Origin of the sequence: Pseudomonas sp. WOUb67, assembly GCF_050058005.1 — a bacterium.
Classification (GTDB): domain Bacteria; phylum Pseudomonadota; class Gammaproteobacteria; order Pseudomonadales; family Pseudomonadaceae; genus Aquipseudomonas; species Aquipseudomonas putida_R.
Genome location: NZ_CP170112.1, coordinates 4,944,521 through 4,962,955 on the forward strand (window position 1 = coordinate 4,944,521; position 18,435 = coordinate 4,962,955).

Sequence of the window (18,435 nt, forward strand, 5' to 3'; positions counted from 1 at the left end):
CGTGTACAACCCCTTGCCCCGCGCCCTGCCCCTGGTCGCCGCCCTGGCCAGCTTCAATGTGCTTGCCCAGGCGCAAACCCAGGCGTTCGACCTGCCACCCGCCAGCCTGGCCCACACGCTCAACCGCATCGCCAGCCAGAGCGGCCATATCATCGCGCTGGAGCCTGCACTGGTGCGCGGCAAGCAGGCCCCTGCCGTGGTCGGCAAGATGAGTGCCGAGCAGGCCATGCAAGCCGCCTTGGCCGGTAGCGGCTTGCAACTGCGGGTTTCCGCCGAGGGCCATTTCAGCGTGGCGCCCGGTAACCTGGGCAGCGACGTCATGGAGCTGGGCAGCACCAGCATCACCGACAACTTTGTGGATGCCACCAGCGAAGGCACCGGTTCCTATGCCGCCCGCGCGGTGACACTGGGCAAAGGCACGCACACCCTCAAGGAGATCCCCCAGTCGGTCACCGTCATCACGCGCAAGCAACTGGATGACCAGGGCATCACCGACTTGCAGGACGCACTTAACCACACCACCGGCATTGTCGGCGCCCAGGGCATTGGCCCGGGCGTGGTCGTGACCTCGCGTGGTTTCCAGATTGACGACTGGCAATACGACGGTGTGCCGATCCCGCGAAACAACTATTCGCTGGGCAACTGGGCCACCCAGGACCTGGTGTTCTTCGACCGCGTGGAAGTGCTGCGCGGTGCTTCAGGCTTGCTGCAGGGCACCGGTAGTCCCGGTGGCGCGATCAACCTGGTGCGCAAGCGTGGCCAGGCCACCCCGACGGTCACCCTCACCGGCAAGGCTGGCTCCTGGGACCATTACGGCCTGCAGCTTGACGCAGGCGGCCCGTTGACTGCCGATGGCCGGGTACGCGGACGACTCGTCGCCGACGAAGATCAGAGCGATAGTTTCATCGATTACCAGTGGAGCAAGTCACACTCGCTGTACGGCGCACTGGACATCGACCTGACCGACGCCACCACCGTGGGTGCTGGCATCAGCTACAACCGCCAGCAGTCGCGGCCGATGCTGCGGGGTATCCCTCGCTACGCCACGGGCAAGCCGGTCGACGTACCGCGTTCCACTTACACCGGCGCTCGCTGGAGCCGTGCCGAGACAGACGTCACCACCTATTACCTGGACCTGGAGCACCGCTTCAACGAGGACTGGGCTTTCAAGGCGGCTGCAGTGCGCATGGACGAAACCAACACGTCGATCCACCAACGCACCCAGACTGTCGGTGAAGGCCTTGAGCCTGACGGCAGCGGCGTCGAGTATGCGGACTGGATCACCGACTTCCACTCCACCAAGCTGGGCCTGGACATGAACGTGGTCGGCCACTTCGACACAGGCTCTGTGGCACACGAAGTGACCATTGGTGGCAACTACTCCAAGCTCACCAGCGATGATGGTTACTGGCGCACGTTTGGTGGCAACGACAGCATTTTCGACATCGACCACGACCGCCCCGAGCCTAGCCGTGACAGCCTGCTTGCAGCGCCCTTCGGGCGTCACGAAAGCAGTGGCTATGATATTAGCCAGAGGGGCCTGTACGGCGCCTGGCGGGTCAAACCGACCGACCGCTTGACGCTGATTCTCGGATCACGGGTCAGTTGGTTCGACTACAGCTATGCAAGCACCACGTATCGCGGTCTGAACCCAGGCCAGGTGAATCCCACCAGCCGCATGACCGAAACGGGTGAGGTCACCCCGTATGCAGGTTTTGTCTACGACCTGACTCGCGAATGGGCCTGGTACGCCAGCTACACCGACGTGTTCGTACCACAAACCGAACGCGCCGTGGGCAATACGCCGCTCAAACCGGTGATCGGCAGCAACTACGAGACGGGCCTCAAGGGCGAACTGCTGGACGGCCGGGTCAATGCTTCGATCGCAGTGTTCCGCTACGATCAGAAAAACCGCGCCGTCACCGATACGGCCTCGGGCTTCGCCTGTGATGACTGGTACTGTTCCACCGCAGCAGGCAAGGTGCGCAGCCAGGGCGTCGAAGCCGAGATCAGCGGCGAAGTGCTCAGTGGCCTGCAACTGTTCGCAGGCTACACCTACAACACCACCAAGTTCCTCGATGACCCTGACGACAAAGGCCGCACCTTCAGCCAGTGGACACCCAAGCACATGCTGCGGGCATGGGCCGATTACACCCTGCCACTGGACGGCCAGCGCTGGAGCACCGGCCTTGGCTTCACCACCCAGAGCCACACCCTTGGCTACGAACGTACCTACACCGTGCCCGGCTACACCGTGTGGAGCGCACGCCTGGCCTATCAGCTGACCCCGGAAGTGAATCTTGCCGTCAACGCCAACAACCTGTTCGACAAGAAGTACTGGGTGGCAGGCTTCAACCAGCTCAATGGCAGCAACAACTATGGCGAGCCACGCAACTTCATGCTGACGGTCAAGTACACCCCGGACCTCTGACCCTGGGTCAGTCTGCCAGCGGCCACTGCGCCAAGGGCCAGTACGCGCCCTTGCGCGACTCGTACAGCGTGAAGTGGCGTGCCGTGAGGTAGAACTCCGGCGCGCTGCTGGCTTCGGGTGGTTGACCGCGGTAATCCCTGGACAGGGTCAAGTGCGGCCGATACTCCCGGTTGGCCGCCTCCACCCCCAGCGGCAGCAACGCCTGCTGCAGGCCGTACACCAGTTGCAACAGGGCCGGCGGTGCCTGCTGTGCCTCCAGCACCAGCGCGCCGGCCCGTTGCCACACCTGCAAACGGTCGAGCAACAGCCGCGGTGCCGTGCCCGGCAGCGCCAATTGATCGACCGCCGCACAGATCGCCGGCACCTGGGCGGTATCCACATCGCCGAGGAACAACAGCGTGACATGGAAGTTAGCCGCCGGCACCGGCTTGCCGCTGCGCAGGCTCAGACCCCGGCGCCACTGGGCCAGGGCACTGCGCTGGGCATCGCTGACCGGCAAGGCGAAAAACAGCCGTTTGAACGGGCTACCGCTGGGGCGTATATCCTGAACCATACCAACTCCCTGACGTGAAACGTTTGCGCAAGACTGTAGGGACACCAATGTCGCCCCGTCGTTTCGTAACAATAAGTACAAACTACCCCCATGATTGTTTATGCTGGCGAGCTTATGCCATGGCGCATGGCCATTTTTCGACAAGTAAACGTCCATGAAAATTGCACTCGTACTTATCTTCGTCCTCTCGATCGCCTATGTGCACCTGCGCGGTCGCGTTCGCCACAAGTTGACCCGCCAGCTGGGCGACCACTCCAGCTTCCTGGCCCCGGTCAACAGCTTCCTGTACCTGTTTTCCAAGCTCCCGGCCAAGCCTTACTTGCCGGTCGAAGCCTTCCCCGAACTGAAGCCGCTGCAGGACCACTGGCAGGAAATCCGCGAGGAAGGCCGCCAGTTGCTGCATGTGGGCGAAATCAAGAGGTCCGACAATTACGATGACGTCGGTTTCAACTCGTTCTTCAAGACGGGCTGGAAACGCTTCTACCTGAAGTGGTACGGCGAGAGCCACCCATCGGCGATGGCCCTGTGCCCACGCACCACCGAGCTGCTGCAAGGCATCGGTACGGTCAAGGCTGCCATGTTCGCCACCCTGCCACCGGGCGCCAAGCTGGTGCGTCACCGTGACCCCTATGCCGGCTCGTACCGCTATCACCTGGGCCTGGACACGCCGAACGATGACGGTTGCTACATCGACGTGGACGGCGAGAAGTACTCGTGGCGCGATGGCGAGGGTGTGGTCTTCGACGAGACCTACATCCACTATGCGGCCAACAACACCGAGCACAACCGCATCATCCTGTTCTGTGACGTCGAGCGCCCGCTCAAGTACCGCTGGGCAACTGCGTTCAACCGCTGGTTCAGCCGCAACGTCATGGCCGCCGCTGCCGCGCCGAACGGTGACGGCGACAAGACTGGTGGCATCAACCGGCTGTTCACCCGCATCTACAAGATCCGTGAACGCGGCAAGGCGCTGAAGAAGCGCAACCGCATGCGCTACTACCTGGAGAAGTGGGCAGTGGTTGCGGCGTTGGTGCTGGTGTTCATCTACATCTAACCGTTCAACGCACTCTCACCTGTAGGAGCAGCCTTGCGCTGCGAAGAGGCCATTGCAGCCGAAGATAATCTTTAGCCTTACAGGCCTCTTCGCAGCACAAGGCTGCTCCTACAAGGTGATGCGGCAGCCTGAGTGATGGTGCAAGACAGTCGCCCCGACAAGTACTGCTGTACACCCACCAAAGTACAAGCGTCGCACCTGCCACTCTTCGACTAGCCTGAAAGCTCCACTCGCAACCACCCCAAGGTGAAGACGATGAGCATGATGGACTGGGACGCCTACCGTAAGCAGTTGATGGCCGGCATCGGCGATCTCAAGCAACTCTCCCCCGACACCGTGGCCGGCTACATGACCGCCAGCGGTGCGGGGGCCAAGACCAACCACCTCGACGCCAAGACACGTGAGTTGATCTCGCTCGCCGTGGCGGTGACCACCCGTTGCGACGGCTGCATCGCCGTGCATTCGCAGCAGGCGGTGAAACACGGTGCAAGCCGCGAGGAAATTGCCGAAGCCCTCGGCGTGGCCGTGGCGATGAACGCCGGTGCTGCGCTGGTGTACTCGGCGCGGGCCATGGATGCGGTGGGCAAGGCCAACGGCTGAGCACAAACGGCGTCGCCGCCCTTGCGCGACGGCGCCGTGCCCCACAGACTTGGCGGCCCAGCCTTTGCAGGAACCCGCATGATTCACATTCGCCCCATGACAGCCGAAGACTTCGAGCGCTTCTGGCCCACCTTCCAGGCCATCGTCCAGGCCCGTGAAACCTACGCCTTCGACCCGGCCCTGAGCTTCGATCAGGCCCGTCAGCTGTGGCTGGAGCTGCCATCGCACACGCTGCTGGCCGAAGAGGATGGCGAGCTGCTGGGCTCTTACTACCTGAAGGCCAATGCCGCCGGGCCTGGCGCGCATGTGGGCAATTGCGGCTACATGGTGTGCGAGCAGGCACGCGGCCGAGGCGTGGCGCGCCTGATGTGCGAGCACTCGCAGAAGCTGGCACGCCAGGAGGGCTTTCTGGCCCTGCAATTCAACTCGGTGGTGGCCAGCAATGAAGTGGCGGTGGCACTGTGGCACACGCTGGGCTTCGAAACGGTCGGGCGCTTGCCCAAGGCCTACCGCCATGCCCGCCTGGGGCTGGTGGACTGCCTGGTGATGTACAAGTGGCTGGCGGATGAACCGGTGGTGGAGAAGCCGCCGCTGCTGATTGGGCGCAAGAACATCGAGGCACGGGTGTCGCGGCGTCGCGGGCGCTGATCTTCTTGAGCAGGTCTGGCCTCTTCGCGGGCTTGCCCGCTCCCACAGGTACTCCACTTTCCCCGAAAGGCGTGGATTTCCTGTGGGAGCGGGCAAGCCCGCGAAGAGGCAGGGCCTGCTAACCGCTCAACCTCAGAAAGCCAGGCCCACCTTCACACCAAACTCGTCACGCTTGAGCTTGGTGTTGTCTGCTGCTGGCGAGTCTTCATCCAGCTTGTATTCGGTGCGGGTGTAGTACACCCCGGCCTGCACCGGCATACCGCCCTGCTGGTTCATCAGCAACGTCACCTCGGCATACGGGTTGGTGCGGTCTTTCAGGTCGACCGTGTCGCTGCCAAAGTCGTCCACCTTCAGCCTCGCGCGGCCGTCCAGGGTATGGCGTGCGCCCACTTCCACCCGCAGGGTCGAGGCGTCGAACTGGTGGTTGTAGCCCAATGCCGCCTTGGCAAACGGCGACTTCACGGTGAGCTTGGTATCGAGGTCGTTGATTTCCGGCTCGAAGCGCGACCAGCTGTAACCGCCGCCCACGGTCACGTCGACAAAGTTGCGCGCGTCCAGCGCCGCACGCCAGCCAAGGTCCAGGTCGGCCTGGGCCTCCTTGAGCTTGTTGTCGTTCTTCTTGCCGAATTTGGCTTCGGCGCCGAGCTGGTAGATGAAGCCGGACTCAGCTGTCAGCTTGTTGCCGAAGGTGGCGAACACGCCGCCTTGGCCCATGTGTTCCTTGTCGCTCTCACTGCCACCTTCGAACTTGAACTTGTCGTAGCCGCCCTGCACACCGAGTGTGAACAGCGGGTCGGTGCTGGGCGCGGCGGTGGCCGCCAGCGGCGCGGCGATCAGGGCGAGCAGGCAGGTGTGGCGCAACAGTTGACGAGCAGGCATGCGGGAAGTCTCCATGACTTGATAACGAAAGGCGAACGTGCGGTTCGAGACAAACGTCGCCAAAAAAGTTCGAAAAAAAATCAGTAAAAACGCGCAACCTTGTGTTTTATCGCAGGATTAATCGCACGCCAACATTTGACGCCCCAGCGTTTCAGTGGTCAGATGCGCGCCAGTTTCAGGTGCCCTTCGCCGCCGCGCGCAGGGTGAAACGGGAAGCCGGTGCGTCGTGTTAGCCACGACAAGTCCGGCGCTGCCCCCGCAACGGTAAGCGAGCGAACCCTTCGAGATACCACTGTGCACAGGCATGGGAAGGTGAAGGTTTCATGCCCCTCGCAAGCCCGGAGACCGGCCTGGAGCGTCACTTGGCAACCCGCGGTGGGCGGGCGCAGGCCGGAATCCGTGCGCGCGCCTGGCTGCATGGTTCGCCTTTGCGTGTTTTCCACCGGGATCCATTCATTCCTGCAGCAGTGGAACGACATGTCCCGTAAGTTCAAGCTTCACCCCCTGGCGGCCTGCCTGGCCGTCGCCCTGCCGGCCTTGGCCGATGACCGTGACCCGCAGCCCCTGGCCTTGCCCTCCACGGCCATCACCGACACCCTCGACAGCCGCGCCATCGACCTGGCCACGCCGACCCAGGCAGGCTCGCGCCTTGGCCTCAGCGCCCTGGAAACACCGGCCAGCACCAGCAGCATCAGCGCCGAGCAGATCCAGCAGCGCAACAACCTCACCGTGCAGGATGCGGTCACGCGGTCGCCGGGCATCACCTTCGTCGGTTCCCCGGGCGACGGCGGCACCGGCCTGTCCGCCCGCGGCTTTGCCGGCCACAGCTCGGTGATGACCCTGTTCGACGGCGCACGCCTGTACACCGGTGCCGGCACCCAGACCTTCCCTGTCGACCCGTGGATGGTCGAGCGTATCGATGTGATTCGCGGCCCGGCTTCGGTAATGCATGGCGAAGGCGCCACCGGTGCGGTGATCAACGTGATCCCGAAAAAACCGTTTGCCGGTGAGGTACGCAACCACGTGCGCCTGGGCTACGGCTCGTGGGACCGCCAGCAGCTCGGCCTGGACAGCGGGGGCAGCCTCAGCGAGCGCCTGAGCTATCGCCTGACCCTCAACCAGCAGGCCGGCAACGGCTGGGTCGACCGCACCACTTCGCGCAGCCTGGCCCTGAGCGCCGCGCTGCGTTTCGATGCCAGTGACGACTTGAGCTTCACCCTTGCCCACGACCGTGGCGATGCAGAGCCGGCCAACTACTACGGCACCCCGCTGATCGACGGCCACTACCGCAGCAGCCTGCGCAAGAAAAACTACAACGTGCAGAACGACGTGCAGCACTACGTCGATGAGTGGACCCGGCTGACCACCGACTGGACGCTGAACGACCACGTCAGCGCCAGCAACCAGCTGTACTACATCAAGAGCCGCCGCCACTGGCGCAACGCCGAAGACTACAGCTGGGACGCCGAGCGCCAACAGTTGCAGCGCGGCAGCTACCTGGAGATCAAGCACAACCAGGAGCAGTTCGGCGACCGCCAGACCTTCACCTTCGACCACACGTTGTTCGGCCTGGCCAGCAAGACCGTGGTCGGCGCGGAGTACAACAAGGTCCGCTTCAACGTCGACAGCAACTCACCCTACAACGATGTGGGCGGTGATTTCATCGACCCTTGGCAGCCAGAGCCGGGCTGGTTCCACAGCGCCTCGCCCCTGCGCCCGCAAACCTTGTCCAGTACCCACACCTTCGCCCTGTTCGCGGAAAACCGCCTGCTGCTCAGTGACCGGCTGTCGCTGGTCACCGGCGTGCGCCGCGACCAGAACCACATCGACCGCACCAACCTGACCAACGACAGCCGCAGCGACCGCAGCCTGCAGGGTGGCAACTGGCGCGCCGGGCTGGTGTTCGCGGTCACCGACGACCTGTCGCTGTACGGGCAGTACTCCACCAGCGAAGAGGGGGTCAACAACCTCATCAGCCTCAACCCCACCCAGATGCACTATGACCTGACCGAAGCGAAGCAGACCGAAATAGGCCTCAAGCAGCGCTTCTGGGAAGGCCGAGGCGAATGGACACTTGCCGCCTACCACATCGTCAAGAAGAAGCTGCTGGTGGACGACCCGATCACCCACGAGAAGCAACAGGCCGGGCAGCAGACCTCCGATGGCCTTGAGGCCACCCTGGAACTGGCGCTGGCGCATCAGTGGCAGGTGTCGGCCAACGCATCGCTGGTGCGTGCCAGGTATGACGACTTCGACGAGATGGTCGGCGGCGTGGCGCAGGACCGTGCCGGCAACCGGCCGGCCAACGTGCCACGGCGTACCGCCAACCTGTGGTTGAGCAAAGGCTTCGGGCAACAGGTGGAAGCCGGCATTGGTGCGCGCTATGTGGATGAGCGCTATGCCGATACCGCCAATACCCAGAGCGCCCCCGGGTACACCGTGGTCGATGCCAACATCGGCTGGCAGGTGCTGCCGGATGTGAAGTTGGGCTTGCAGTTGAACAACCTGTTTGATCGCGAGTATGTGCAGTCGGCGTTCAGTGGGCAGCAGTGGTTGATGGGGATGCCACGGTCGTACTTTGCGACGGTGGATTACACCTTCTGACCTGAGTTGCCTGTAACGGCTTCTTCACAGCGCAAGGCTGCTCCTACAAGTCACCACCGGCCGGTAGGAGCAGCCTTGCGCTGCGAAGAGGCCCGCATAGGCAATAGAAAAACCCCTACCAACCCCTAACCAATTAGTTATAAGATAACGTTTCACATGACATTAATTCCTATCAGCGACCCTCCATGACAAGCGCCAGCGCCACGCCTTCCCTGATCACCCAGCGCCTGCAGAGCATCGATGCCCTGCGCGGCCTGGTGATTCTGTTCATGCTTCTGGACCACGTCCGCGAAACCTTCTTCCTGCACCGCCAGGTCAGCGACCCGATGGCCATCGACGCCACGGAGCCTTCGCTGTTCTTCAGCCGCACCCTGGCCCACCTCTGCGCGCCAGTGTTCGTCCTGCTGACCGGCCTGTCGGCCTGGCTGTATGGCGAAAAACACCAGGGCCGTGGCGATGTCTCGGCATTCCTGTTCAAGCGCGGGCTGTTCCTGGTAGTGCTGGAATTCACCCTGGTCAACTTCGCCTGGACCTTCCAACTGCCCCCCAGCGTGATCTACCTGCAAGTCATCTGGGCCATCGGCGTCAGCATGATCGCCCTGTCGCTGCTGGTATGGCTGCCACGTGCCGCCCTGCTCGCCTTGGGCGCAGTCATCATTGCCGGCCACAACCTGCTCGACGGCCTGCACTTTGGCGTGGAGTCCGCCCTGCACGTGCCATGGGCCATCCTGCACGACCGTGGCTGGCTTGAGTTCTCCGAAAACCTGCGCCTGCGCACCTCCTACCCGGTGTTGCCATGGATCGGGGTCATCGCCCTGGGCTATGGCCTGGGCCCCTGGTTTGCCCGTGGCAGCACGGCCGACCAACGCCAGCAGCGCTTGCTGCTGGCTGGGCTGATCGCCTTGCTGGGGTTTGTCGTGTTGCGCTTGTTCAACGGCTACGGCGAGGCGCCGTGGAGCGGTTACCCAACCCTCACCCAAACCGTGATGAGTTTCTTCAACATCACCAAATACCCGCCGTCACTGCTGTTCCTGGCGCTCACCCTGGGCTGCGGCCTGCTGTTGCTGCGCGCCTTCGAGCGCGCCGGCCAGGCCCGCTGGATCAGCGCACTGGCGGTGTTTGGCGCAGCACCGATGTTCTTCTACCTGTTGCACCTGTACGTGCTGAAGCTGCTGTATCTGGCCAGCGTGGCGCTGTTCGGCCTCAACCATGGCGACTACTTCGGCTTCGACGGCATCGCGGCGGTGTGGCTGGGCGCTGCCTTGCTGGCGGTCTCGCTGTACCTGCCGGTGCGCGGGTTCGCTCGCCTGAAAGCACGCCGCCGCGACATCACCTGGCTGAAGTACTTCTGAAAAGCGTTTTCACCCGGCGGCGCGATGGTCTACCATGCGGGCCGCCGGTTTCCACCACGGAATTAATAGGGAATCCCAGGCCCGTCAATACGGGCCAAACGGAACTGCCCCCGCAACTGTAGGTGCCGAGCCTGCTCCATCGATGCCACTGGGCCACACGCCCGGGAAGGCCGGAGCCGGGCCATGACGCACCAGTCAGGAGACCTGCCGGCCTACATTTACCAACCGGCGGGGTGTCCGGGATTGGCCATCAGTGTTGCCCCTGCCATCGGCGGGGGCTCGGCGATGCCTGTCCGTGCGTTCCTCACCCGAACTGTCCGATAGGAGATCGCCCAGCATGCTGCCCCGTTTCGCCACCCTGCTCGCCGGCCTTGGCCTCACTGGCCTGGCCCAGGCTGCCGCCACCCACTACCCGCTGACGGTCGAGAACTGCGGCAAACCGCAAACCTTCGCCCAGGCGCCGCAGCGCGCCGTCACCATCGGCCAGGCCGGCACCGAGATGCTCTACGCACTCGGGCTGGGCGACAAGCTGGCGGGTACCTCGCTGTGGTTCAACAACGTGTTGCCCGAGTACCAGGCGCAGAACGCCAAGGTGCCGCGCCTGGCCGACAATGACCCCAGTTTCGAGGCCGTGGTCGGCAAGCGCCCGCAACTGGTGACCGTGCAGTTCGAATGGATGGTCGGCGCCCAGGGCGTGGTGGGCACCCGCGAGCAGTTCGATGAACTGAAGATACCCACCTACCTGCTGCCGTCGGACTGCGAAGGCAAGGACAACCTGGTCGGCGCCGACGGTACCCGCCTGCAGGCGTTCCAGGTCAGCAGCATCTACAAGAGCGTCAGCCAGCTGGCCGAGATTTTCGATGTGCAGGACCGTGGCACTGCGCTGAACGCCGAGCTGAAAGGCCGCCTGGACAGCGCCAAGGCACAACTGGCCGGCAAGGACCTGTCCGCCACCTCGGCACTGTTCTGGTTCTCCAGCGCCGACCTCGACATCGACCCTTACGTGGCGGGCCGCCAGGGTGTCGCTGACTTCATGCTGCGCACCCTGGGCGTGCGCAATGTGGTCGAGTCCACCGAGGAGTGGCCTACTGTTGGCTGGGAAACCCTGGCCAAAGCCAACCCTACCTGGCTGATCATCGCCCGCATGGACCGCCGCCGCTTCCCCGCCGACGACTACCAGAAAAAGCTGGACTTCCTGCGTAACGACCCGGTAACCCGCAACATGGACGCGGTGAAGCACAACCGCATCATCGTCCTCGACGCCGACGCCATGCAGGCCGGCATTCGCCTGTTCCGCGGCCTGCAAACCTTGTCGGCAGCCTTCGCCAGCGGTAAAGCGGCCCAGTGATGATTCGCCTGTTACCCTGCATCGCTGTCGCCCTGGCGGCACTGTTGGCCGCCTTGCTGGCCGGCACTGCAATCGGTGAGACCAACCTGTCTCCCAGCGTGGTCGGCCAGGTGCTGGCCAACCACCTGTGGCAGGCCGGCTACCCGGTTGACCCGATCGACGCCGGCATCGTCTGGAACTACCGCCTGACCCGCACACTGGTCGCGGCAGCCTGCGGTGCCGGCCTGGCCACCTGTGGTGTGGTTCTCCAGGCGCTGCTGCGCAACCCGCTGGCCGAACCGTACCTGCTGGGCTTGTCGGCCGGCGCTTCGACCGGTGCAGTGCTGGTCGGCCTGCTGGGCCTGGGTAGCCTGGCGCTGAGCATGTCCGGGGGCGCTTTCATCGGTGCGTTGGCAGCGTTCGCCCTGGTGCTGCTACTGGCCCGCGCGGCCGGCCCAGGCAGCAACAACGCGCAGGTGATCCTCGCCGGCATCGCCGGCTCGCAACTGTTTAACGCCCTCACCGCCTTTCTCATCACCAAGTCGGCCACCGCCGAACAGGCACGCGGCATTCTGTTCTGGCTGTTGGGCAATCTCAGCGGCGTGCGTTGGCCTTCCGTGTGGCTGGCCGTACCGGTGGCGCTGTTCGGCCTGGTGGTGTGCCTGTTGCACCGCCGCGCGCTGGATGCCTTCACCTTCGGCGCCGATTCGGCTGCATCGCTGGGCATCCCGGTGCGGCGCACCCAGTTACTGCTGATCAGTTGCACGGCACTGGTCACGGCCGTGATGGTGTCCATCGTCGGCGCCATCGGCTTTGTCGGGCTGGTAATTCCGCATGCCTTGCGGCTGCTGCTCGGCCCCGGGCACAGCCGCCTGTTGCCCGCCAGCGCACTGGGCGGTGCACTGTTCCTGATTGCTGCCGACATTCTTTCGCGCACCTTGATCACGGGCCAGGTGATCCCCGTGGGCGTGGTCACCGCACTGATCGGTGCACCCGTCTTCGCGCTGATTCTGGTCAGCCGCCGAGGGCACTCATGACAGTCATGACCGCTGTACAGCTTGCACCGCTGAGTTGCCAGGGCCTGGGGCTGGAACTGGCCGGCAATACCGTGCTGCGCGATATCGAGCTTAGCGTTGTGGCGGGTGAGACCTTGGGCATCGTCGGCCCCAATGGCTCCGGCAAGTCCTCACTGCTCAAGTTGCTCGCGGGGCTGCGCAAGCCGGCCAGCGGCAGCGTGCAACTGCTGGGCGAACCGCTGGCACAGCTGCCCCGGCGCCGTGTTGCCCAGGCCTTGGCGCTGGTTGAGCAACAGGCCGATACCCTCGATGCAATCAGTGTGTTCGATGCCGTTGCCTTGGGCCGTACACCGTGGCTGTCAGCACTGGCACCGTTCTCTCGGGAGGACCGTGCCATCGTCGAGCAGGCCCTGGCGGACCTAGACGCCCTGCACCTGCGCACACGCCTGTGGGGTTCGCTGTCGGGTGGCGAGCGCCAGCGCGTGCACATCGCCCGCGCCCTGGCGCAACGGCCACAGGTACTGTTGCTGGACGAGCCGACCAACCACCTGGACATTCAGCACCAGCTCAGCCTGCTGCAGCAGGTTCAAGCCCTGCCGGTAACCACGCTGGTGGCCCTGCACGACCTCAACCAGGCACTCACCTGCGACCGCGTCGCGGTGCTCGACAAGGGCCGCCTGGTTGCCCTTGGCAAACCCTTTGAAGTCCTCACGCCCGAGCGCCTGCTGTGCACCTTCGGCGTGCAGGCCCGCTACCTCACCGACCCCTTCGATGGCGCGCGCATCCTGCGTTTTCGCGCCCCCTGAACCAGGAAGTTCTACCGATGCTGTTGCGCCCTGTCGCCCTGCTGCTTGCCACCGCCCTACTTGCCCCCGCCGCACTGGCTGAAGTGCATGAAGTGAAAATGCTCAACCGCGGCAGCGAAGGCGCGATGGTGTACGAGCCGGACCACCTGCGCATTGCCCCCGGCGACACCGTGCGCTTTCTGCCCACCCAGAGCGGGCACAATGCGGCCAGCGTGCCCGGCCTGCTGCCCCCCGGCGCCGAACCCTTCAAGAGCAAGTTGAACCAGCCGTTCGAGCACACCTTCAGCGTGTCGGGCGTCTACGGCATCCAGTGCATTCCGCACCTGGCGATGGGCATGGTGATGGTGATCCAGGTGGGCGATGCGCCGGCTGCCGAATTACCCGCCAGCTTGCCTGCACGGGCGCAAGCCCGCCTCGCGGCCCAGTTGCACAAGCTCGAGGCCGCACGATGAGCCGGCTCATGTTGGCACTGCCGCTGCTGGGGTTGTCGCCCTTTGCCCTGGCCGACTCCGCGCAGTCGCAAAGCAACGGTTTTGTCGAAGACAGCAGCTGGAGCATCCTCAACCGCAGCGTATTCGACCAGCGCGACTACAAGCACGGTGGGCGCAACAGTGCCGGGCGCAATGCCTATAAACCGCGCAGCGAACGCAATGGCAAGGCTGAGGAATGGGCCTACGGCTTGATGGGGACATTCCAGTCCGGCTTCACCCAGGGCCTGATCGGCGTCGGCGTCGATGCCCATGCCTACCTGGGCGTGCAACTGGACAGTGGTGGCGGGCGCGTGGGCAAAGCCCGCCTGCTGGGGGTGGATAACGACGGGCACCCGAAAAACGAATACAGCCGTGGGGGCGCGGCGCTGAAGTTACGGGTGTCCAATACCGTGCTGTCCTACGGCGAGCAACGGGTCAAAACCCCGGTGTTCAGCTCTTCCGACAGCCGCCTGCTGCCCGAGACCGCCACCGGGTTCTTTTTCACCAGCAGCGAATTCGACACGCTCAAGCTGGTGGCCGGGCACTTCAACGAAAACGCCGACCGCAATGCCTCCAGCCACGACCAAGGCTTTGCGGTGAACTACTCCAATGGCAAACAGGGCAACAGTTTCGACCTGGCCGGCGTGGTCTGGAACCCTGGGGCAGCGTTCAGCGGCAGCCTGTACACCTCCCGCTACGAGGACAGCTGGAACCAGCACTACCTGGGCAGCACCCTCACCCACGCCCTGGATGACCGCCGCAGCGTCAGCCTGGACTTGAACCTTTACCGCACCACAGACACCGGCAAGGCGCTGTCCGGGCGCATCGACAACACCACCTGGAGCCTGGTCTCGCGCTACAACCAGGGGCCGCACGGTTTCAGCCTGGGCTGGCAGCAGGTAGACGGTAACACTCCCTTCGACTACGTGACGCGAGGGGCCATCTTCATTGCCAACGCCGTGCAGATGTCGGACTTCAACGCACCGAACGAAAAGTCCTGGCAGGCACGCTATGACCTGAACATGGGGGCCTATGGCGTACCGGGGCTGAACCTGACGGCGCTGTACGTGCGGGGGTTCGATATCGACGGCACGCATGTCGACCCCAACGGCGGGTATGCGTACCTGGGGTATGGCAAGGGTGGCAAGCATTGGGAGCGCGACCTGGAGGCGCGGTATGTGGTGCAGAGCGGCAAGGCCAAGGGGACGACGTTCTCGGTGAGGCATAACGTGCACCGGGGGAACACGGCGCAGGCTGAGCTGGACGGGGACCAGATACGCTTGGCGGTGGAGTGGCCGTTGTCGGGGGGGTTCTGATAGACCGGGTTGCCTGGGTTGGGGCTGCTTTGCAGCCCTATCGCGACGCAAGGCCGCTCCTACAGGGACCGCGCAGTCCAGGCTTTTCGCGATCCCTGTAGGAGCGGCCTTGTGTCGCGATAGGGCCGCAAAGCGGCCCCAAGCTAGATCAGGCAACCGAGCTACCCGCAGGCAACAACCCCCACTCGGCCCGCTCCTGCTCATTCATTGCAATCAGCACCTCGGCAAACGCCCGTTCCAGCTCCGAACTGACATTGCCAAACACCTTGTAATTGGTCAGCAGATACCGCTTCACCACCCTCGGCCACCGGCGTTCCTTGTGCGCCGCATTGATGATGCCCTTGGCGTCATGGTAGGTCGCCCCCCGCCACAGTTCTATCAGCCTTTTTTCAAAATCCGCAAAGGTCCACAGGTCGATGCGGTCTTCAAATTCGTCCAGCAGTTTGAGTTTGTACAGGGCCATGTATGGCATCGTGAGTCTCCCTCGGGTGCAGTGAGCAAGCCGTCACAGGGGAAGGTAAGCAAGCCGGGCCGGTTTTGAAATGAACGCGTCGATCACGCCAAAAGCGCCGTTGTAGGCGCTTTCCCACAGGTCAGGGCAATCGCACGTGCATGTGCGTGGTCTGCCAGACCGGGTCTTGCTCCACATCCACCACCGCAAACCCTTGCCGCTCCCAGAACGCAATCGCACCCGGCAGAAACGGATGCGTATGCAGGTACAGGCAGTCGATACCCGCCAGCTCCGCCCGCTCGCGCAACGCACCGAACAACGCGGCAGCCAGGCCATGCCGGCGGTAGGCCGGCAGCACGAACAGGCGCACCACTTCGACCACTCGCTCGCCGTGATAATCAAGCTGGGGAAAACGGTGGTCATAGGGCACGTAGCCGATCACCGCGACCAGCCGCCCGTCATCACGCGCCTCAAGAAAGCACCCCGCGCCGTCCAGGTAGGTGTCGGCAAAATGCGCAAGGTCGTGCGGCAATGGCGCCTGCGCAAGCATCGGGAACAGCTCGCGGCGAGCGCTATCGACAAACGCCACGACTTCGGCAATGGCGGCGCGGGCCACAGGTTGCAGGGTGCAGTTCGGCATGGGGTTGCTGGCAGTGGTTGGAGGGCACGGTTCTACCTCAGCGCGCCGTTCAAGGCAAATCACAAAGCTCGTCGTGGCCAGGCGGACACCGGTATAATCGGCAGCCTTCACTGCCCGACCAGGCCACGCCATGCCTCGCTTCCAGAAGTTGCTGTTGCCCCTGCTGCTGACTGCCGCCCTCACCGCCTGCGACCAGAAGCCCTCCCGCGAAGATCAGATCCTCGCCCAGCTGCCGCTGCAGGATGCCTACACCCACAACATCGAGCGCATGGCCACGCTGCTCGGCCGCACTCACCCGCAGCTGTCGCAAGCCACCATCGAGGATGTACTGCGCAAGTACCTGACCGTCGAAGACCAACGCCAGGACCTGTTCCGGTTGTACAGCGAGAAGAACTTCAGCGACGCCGAGTTCGCCACCATCGTTGCAGCCACCCAGGACCCGGCCAAGGCCAGAGCCCTGGAAGACACCGAAGCGGGCAAGCGCCTGAGCGAAAAACTCACCAATCTGATGCGCGAGACCGCCCGCGACGTCAAGGTGCAAGCGCTGGTCGAACGGCGCATGCAGCAGGTGGAAGACGAGCTGAACGCGCTGGACAAGGCGGGTTCCTGAACGCGGCGCCCCACATCACCTAGCGCGAAAGGTCGGCGCTACTTTCAGTCACTCGAGGTCAGGATTGCCACACGCCAAGCACGGATTGCGCCTGGATCTACGCACACTCATTCTGGTGCTCTGCGCCCTCACCGCCCTGGTCATGCTGTGCGCCAGCTACTTCGCCAGCTACCGGGTACAGCGCCAACTGCTGATCGACCACGCCCTGGAAGCCAACCGGGTGTACGCGATGAAGCTGGCCAGCATCACCGAAACCTTCATCGGCAACGCCCAGCAGCAGCTGGCATTCAGCGCCGGTGTTCAAGGCCGGCAGCTAGGCGATGCGGCTGCATTGCAGGTGGAGACCGACCGGGTACTGGGCCAGAGCATGGCCTTCAACTCCACCTTCGTGATCGATGCCAACGGCGTGCTGCTGGCAGTATCCCCCGCCCCGCTACGGCACCTGGTGGGCAGCCACGTACAGTCGCCGGGCGCTCAGGAAGCACTGCACGAACGTCGCCCATTGGTTTCCACGCCCTACCTTTCGGCAGCCGACAACCTGGTGGTGGCGCTGTCGCAACCCGTTTTCGACAGCAACGGTCGCTACATGGGGTATGTCGGTGGCAGCCTGTACCTGCGTGAACGCAACATCCTCAACAGCCTGCTGGGCGAGCATTTCTACAAGGACGGTTCGTACCTGTACGTGGTCGACCGCAACCGCCGCTTGCTGTACCACCCCAATAGCGAACGGGTCGGCACAGTGGTGGAGGGCAATGCCCTGATCGACCAGTTGGCGACACTGGACAGCGGTACCCGGCAACTGACCAACAGCCAGGGTGTGGAAATGCTCGCCGGGTTCGCTACCGTACCCAGCGCAGGCTGGGGCGTGGTAGCGCAGCAACCGCTGACGCAGACGGTGACGCCGCTGAACCACCTGATCCTCAACGTAGTGGGCACTTCTGCGCCCTTCGCGCTGGTGGGTTGCCTGCTGCTGTGGTGGCTGGCCATGACCATCGCCCGGCCGCTGTGGCAGCTGGCTGCCGGTGCCCGAGCGATGGACCGGGCTGGCACCGCCGAGCGCTTGCATCGCGTGCGGGCCTGGTACTTCGAGGCAGCCGAACTCAAGCGCGCTTTGTTGATCGGGCTGAACCTGCTGCAAGAGCGCATCGGCCGGCTCAACCGTGACGCCCAGACCGATCCGCTGACCGGCCTGGGCAACCGCCGCAGCCTGGAGTTCAGCCTGTCGTTGCTGCAAGCCGAAGGCCGGACCTTTGCGGCCATCGTGCTGGACATCGACCACTTCAAACGGGTCAATGACAACCATGGGCACGAGGTTGGCGACCAGGTGCTGCGCCGCCTGGCAGAGCTGATGCGCCGCTGCTGCCGCGAGGGCGACCTGCTGTGCCGCACCGGCGGCGAGGAATTCCTGATGCTGCTGCCGGGGGCCAGCCTGGACGTGGCCGCCGTGGTGGCCGAGCGGCTGCGGGTCACGGTGCAGGATACGCCCGTGCAGCCGGTGGGCGCGGTGACGGTTTCGCTGGGGGTGGCACGCTGGGATGGCGAGGCTGGCAGCGGGCCCGTGGAAGCGTTGAGCGAGGCGGACCGGGCGCTTTACCAGGCCAAGCAGGGAGGGCGCAATCGGGTGGTGGTTGCCTGAACCTCTTGTTTCACCTGTGCCGGCCTTTTCGCGGGTAAACCC

At 64.1% G+C, this 18,435-nt stretch carries 17 protein-coding genes and 2 riboswitches; of the genes, 13 read left to right on the forward strand and 4 right to left on the reverse strand.

Features of this window, described 5'->3' with window-relative positions; genetic code table 11:
• Position 1: 1 nt before the first annotated feature.
• Positions 2 to 2,431 carry a TonB-dependent siderophore receptor gene (locus ABOC32_RS21950; protein ID WP_426808848.1) on the forward strand — a complete coding sequence of 810 codons (2,430 nt, stop codon included), beginning with the start codon at positions 2 to 4 and terminating at the stop codon, positions 2,429 to 2,431.
• A gap of 7 nt (positions 2,432 to 2,438) precedes the next feature.
• Here the strand turns inward: ABOC32_RS21950 and thpR are convergent, their stop codons facing one another.
• Positions 2,439 to 2,984, reverse strand: a complete 546-nt coding sequence (thpR, locus tag ABOC32_RS21955; protein ID WP_426808849.1) for an RNA 2',3'-cyclic phosphodiesterase — start codon at positions 2,982 to 2,984, stop codon at positions 2,439 to 2,441.
• Between the two features lie 154 nt (positions 2,985 to 3,138).
• Here thpR and lpxO point away from each other — a divergent pair, with 154 nt between their 5' ends.
• The 3 genes from lpxO to ABOC32_RS21970 all read left to right on the forward strand — a co-directional run bounded on the left by lpxO (position 3,139) and on the right by ABOC32_RS21970 (position 5,286).
• On the forward strand, positions 3,139 to 4,038 hold the full coding sequence (gene lpxO, locus ABOC32_RS21960) for a lipid A hydroxylase LpxO (protein WP_426808850.1): 900 nt from the start codon (positions 3,139 to 3,141) through the stop codon (positions 4,036 to 4,038).
• Between the two features lie 255 nt (positions 4,039 to 4,293).
• The gene (locus tag ABOC32_RS21965) at positions 4,294 to 4,638 is read left to right on the forward strand and encodes a carboxymuconolactone decarboxylase family protein (protein WP_013973174.1); all 345 of its coding nucleotides are present in this window, start codon (positions 4,294 to 4,296) and stop codon (positions 4,636 to 4,638) included.
• Positions 4,639 to 4,716: 78 nt separating this feature from the next.
• Entirely contained in the window at positions 4,717 to 5,286 is a 570-nt protein-coding gene (locus ABOC32_RS21970; protein WP_426808851.1) for an N-acetyltransferase family protein, read from the forward strand.
• A 132-nt stretch (positions 5,287 to 5,418) separates the two neighbouring features.
• On the opposite strand, the gene ABOC32_RS21975 is transcribed toward ABOC32_RS21970, so the two are convergent.
• Positions 5,419 to 6,165: an outer membrane beta-barrel protein gene (locus tag ABOC32_RS21975; RefSeq protein WP_426808852.1), complete on the reverse strand. Its 747-nt coding sequence runs from the start codon at positions 6,163 to 6,165 to the stop codon at positions 5,419 to 5,421.
• 160 nt (positions 6,166 to 6,325) lie between these two features.
• Positions 6,326 to 6,532, forward strand: a riboswitch (cobalamin riboswitch).
• 110 nt (positions 6,533 to 6,642) lie between these two features.
• Here ABOC32_RS21975 and ABOC32_RS21980 point away from each other — a divergent pair.
• From ABOC32_RS21980 to ABOC32_RS22010, 7 genes are all read left to right on the forward strand, one after another.
• Positions 6,643 to 8,769, forward strand: coding sequence for a TonB-dependent receptor (locus ABOC32_RS21980; protein WP_426808853.1), 2,127 nt, complete (start codon positions 6,643 to 6,645; stop codon positions 8,767 to 8,769).
• 185 nt (positions 8,770 to 8,954) lie between these two features.
• The gene (locus ABOC32_RS21985; RefSeq protein ID WP_426808854.1) at positions 8,955 to 10,121 is read left to right on the forward strand and encodes a DUF1624 domain-containing protein; all 1,167 of its coding nucleotides are present in this window, start codon (positions 8,955 to 8,957) and stop codon (positions 10,119 to 10,121) included.
• Positions 10,122 to 10,149: 28 nt separating this feature from the next.
• Positions 10,150 to 10,347: riboswitch (cobalamin riboswitch) on the forward strand.
• Between the two features lie 111 nt (positions 10,348 to 10,458).
• Entirely contained in the window at positions 10,459 to 11,469 is a 1,011-nt protein-coding gene (locus tag ABOC32_RS21990; protein ID WP_426808855.1) for an ABC transporter substrate-binding protein, read from the forward strand.
• Positions 11,469 to 12,485, forward strand: coding sequence for a FecCD family ABC transporter permease (locus ABOC32_RS21995; protein ID WP_426808856.1), 1,017 nt, complete (start codon positions 11,469 to 11,471; stop codon positions 12,483 to 12,485). Before ABOC32_RS21990 ends, ABOC32_RS21995 begins: the two co-directional genes overlap by 1 nt.
• Positions 12,482 to 13,270 carry an ABC transporter ATP-binding protein gene (locus tag ABOC32_RS22000; protein ID WP_426808857.1) on the forward strand — a complete coding sequence of 263 codons (789 nt, stop codon included), beginning with the start codon at positions 12,482 to 12,484 and terminating at the stop codon, positions 13,268 to 13,270. Before ABOC32_RS21995 ends, ABOC32_RS22000 begins: the two co-directional genes overlap by 4 nt.
• 17 nt (positions 13,271 to 13,287) lie before the next feature.
• Positions 13,288 to 13,722, forward strand: a complete 435-nt coding sequence (locus tag ABOC32_RS22005; protein WP_426808858.1) for a pseudoazurin — start codon at positions 13,288 to 13,290, stop codon at positions 13,720 to 13,722.
• A complete protein-coding gene (locus ABOC32_RS22010) occupies positions 13,719 to 15,056 on the forward strand; it encodes an OprD family porin (protein ID WP_426808859.1) in 1,338 nt (445 codons plus the stop codon). Before ABOC32_RS22005 ends, ABOC32_RS22010 begins: the two co-directional genes overlap by 4 nt.
• Before the next feature lie 148 nt (positions 15,057 to 15,204).
• Here the strand turns inward: ABOC32_RS22010 and ABOC32_RS22015 are convergent, their stop codons facing one another.
• Together ABOC32_RS22015 and ABOC32_RS22020 are read right to left on the reverse strand one after the other, a co-directional pair.
• The gene (locus tag ABOC32_RS22015; protein WP_426808860.1) at positions 15,205 to 15,528 is read right to left on the reverse strand and encodes a hypothetical protein; all 324 of its coding nucleotides are present in this window, start codon (positions 15,526 to 15,528) and stop codon (positions 15,205 to 15,207) included.
• A gap of 121 nt (positions 15,529 to 15,649) precedes the next feature.
• On the reverse strand, positions 15,650 to 16,147 hold the full coding sequence (locus ABOC32_RS22020; protein WP_426808861.1) for a GNAT family N-acetyltransferase: 498 nt from the start codon (positions 16,145 to 16,147) through the stop codon (positions 15,650 to 15,652).
• A 130-nt stretch (positions 16,148 to 16,277) separates the two neighbouring features.
• On the opposite strand from ABOC32_RS22020, the gene ABOC32_RS22025 reads away from it, so the two are divergent.
• Together ABOC32_RS22025 and ABOC32_RS22030 are read left to right on the forward strand one after the other, a co-directional pair.
• Positions 16,278 to 16,757: a hypothetical protein gene (locus ABOC32_RS22025; RefSeq protein WP_426808862.1), complete on the forward strand. Its 480-nt coding sequence runs from the start codon at positions 16,278 to 16,280 to the stop codon at positions 16,755 to 16,757.
• A gap of 64 nt (positions 16,758 to 16,821) precedes the next feature.
• Positions 16,822 to 18,393 (forward strand): sensor domain-containing diguanylate cyclase, encoded by a 1,572-nt coding sequence (locus tag ABOC32_RS22030; protein WP_426808863.1) that lies wholly within the window; start codon positions 16,822 to 16,824, stop codon positions 18,391 to 18,393.
• Positions 18,394 to 18,435: the final 42 nt, after the last annotated feature.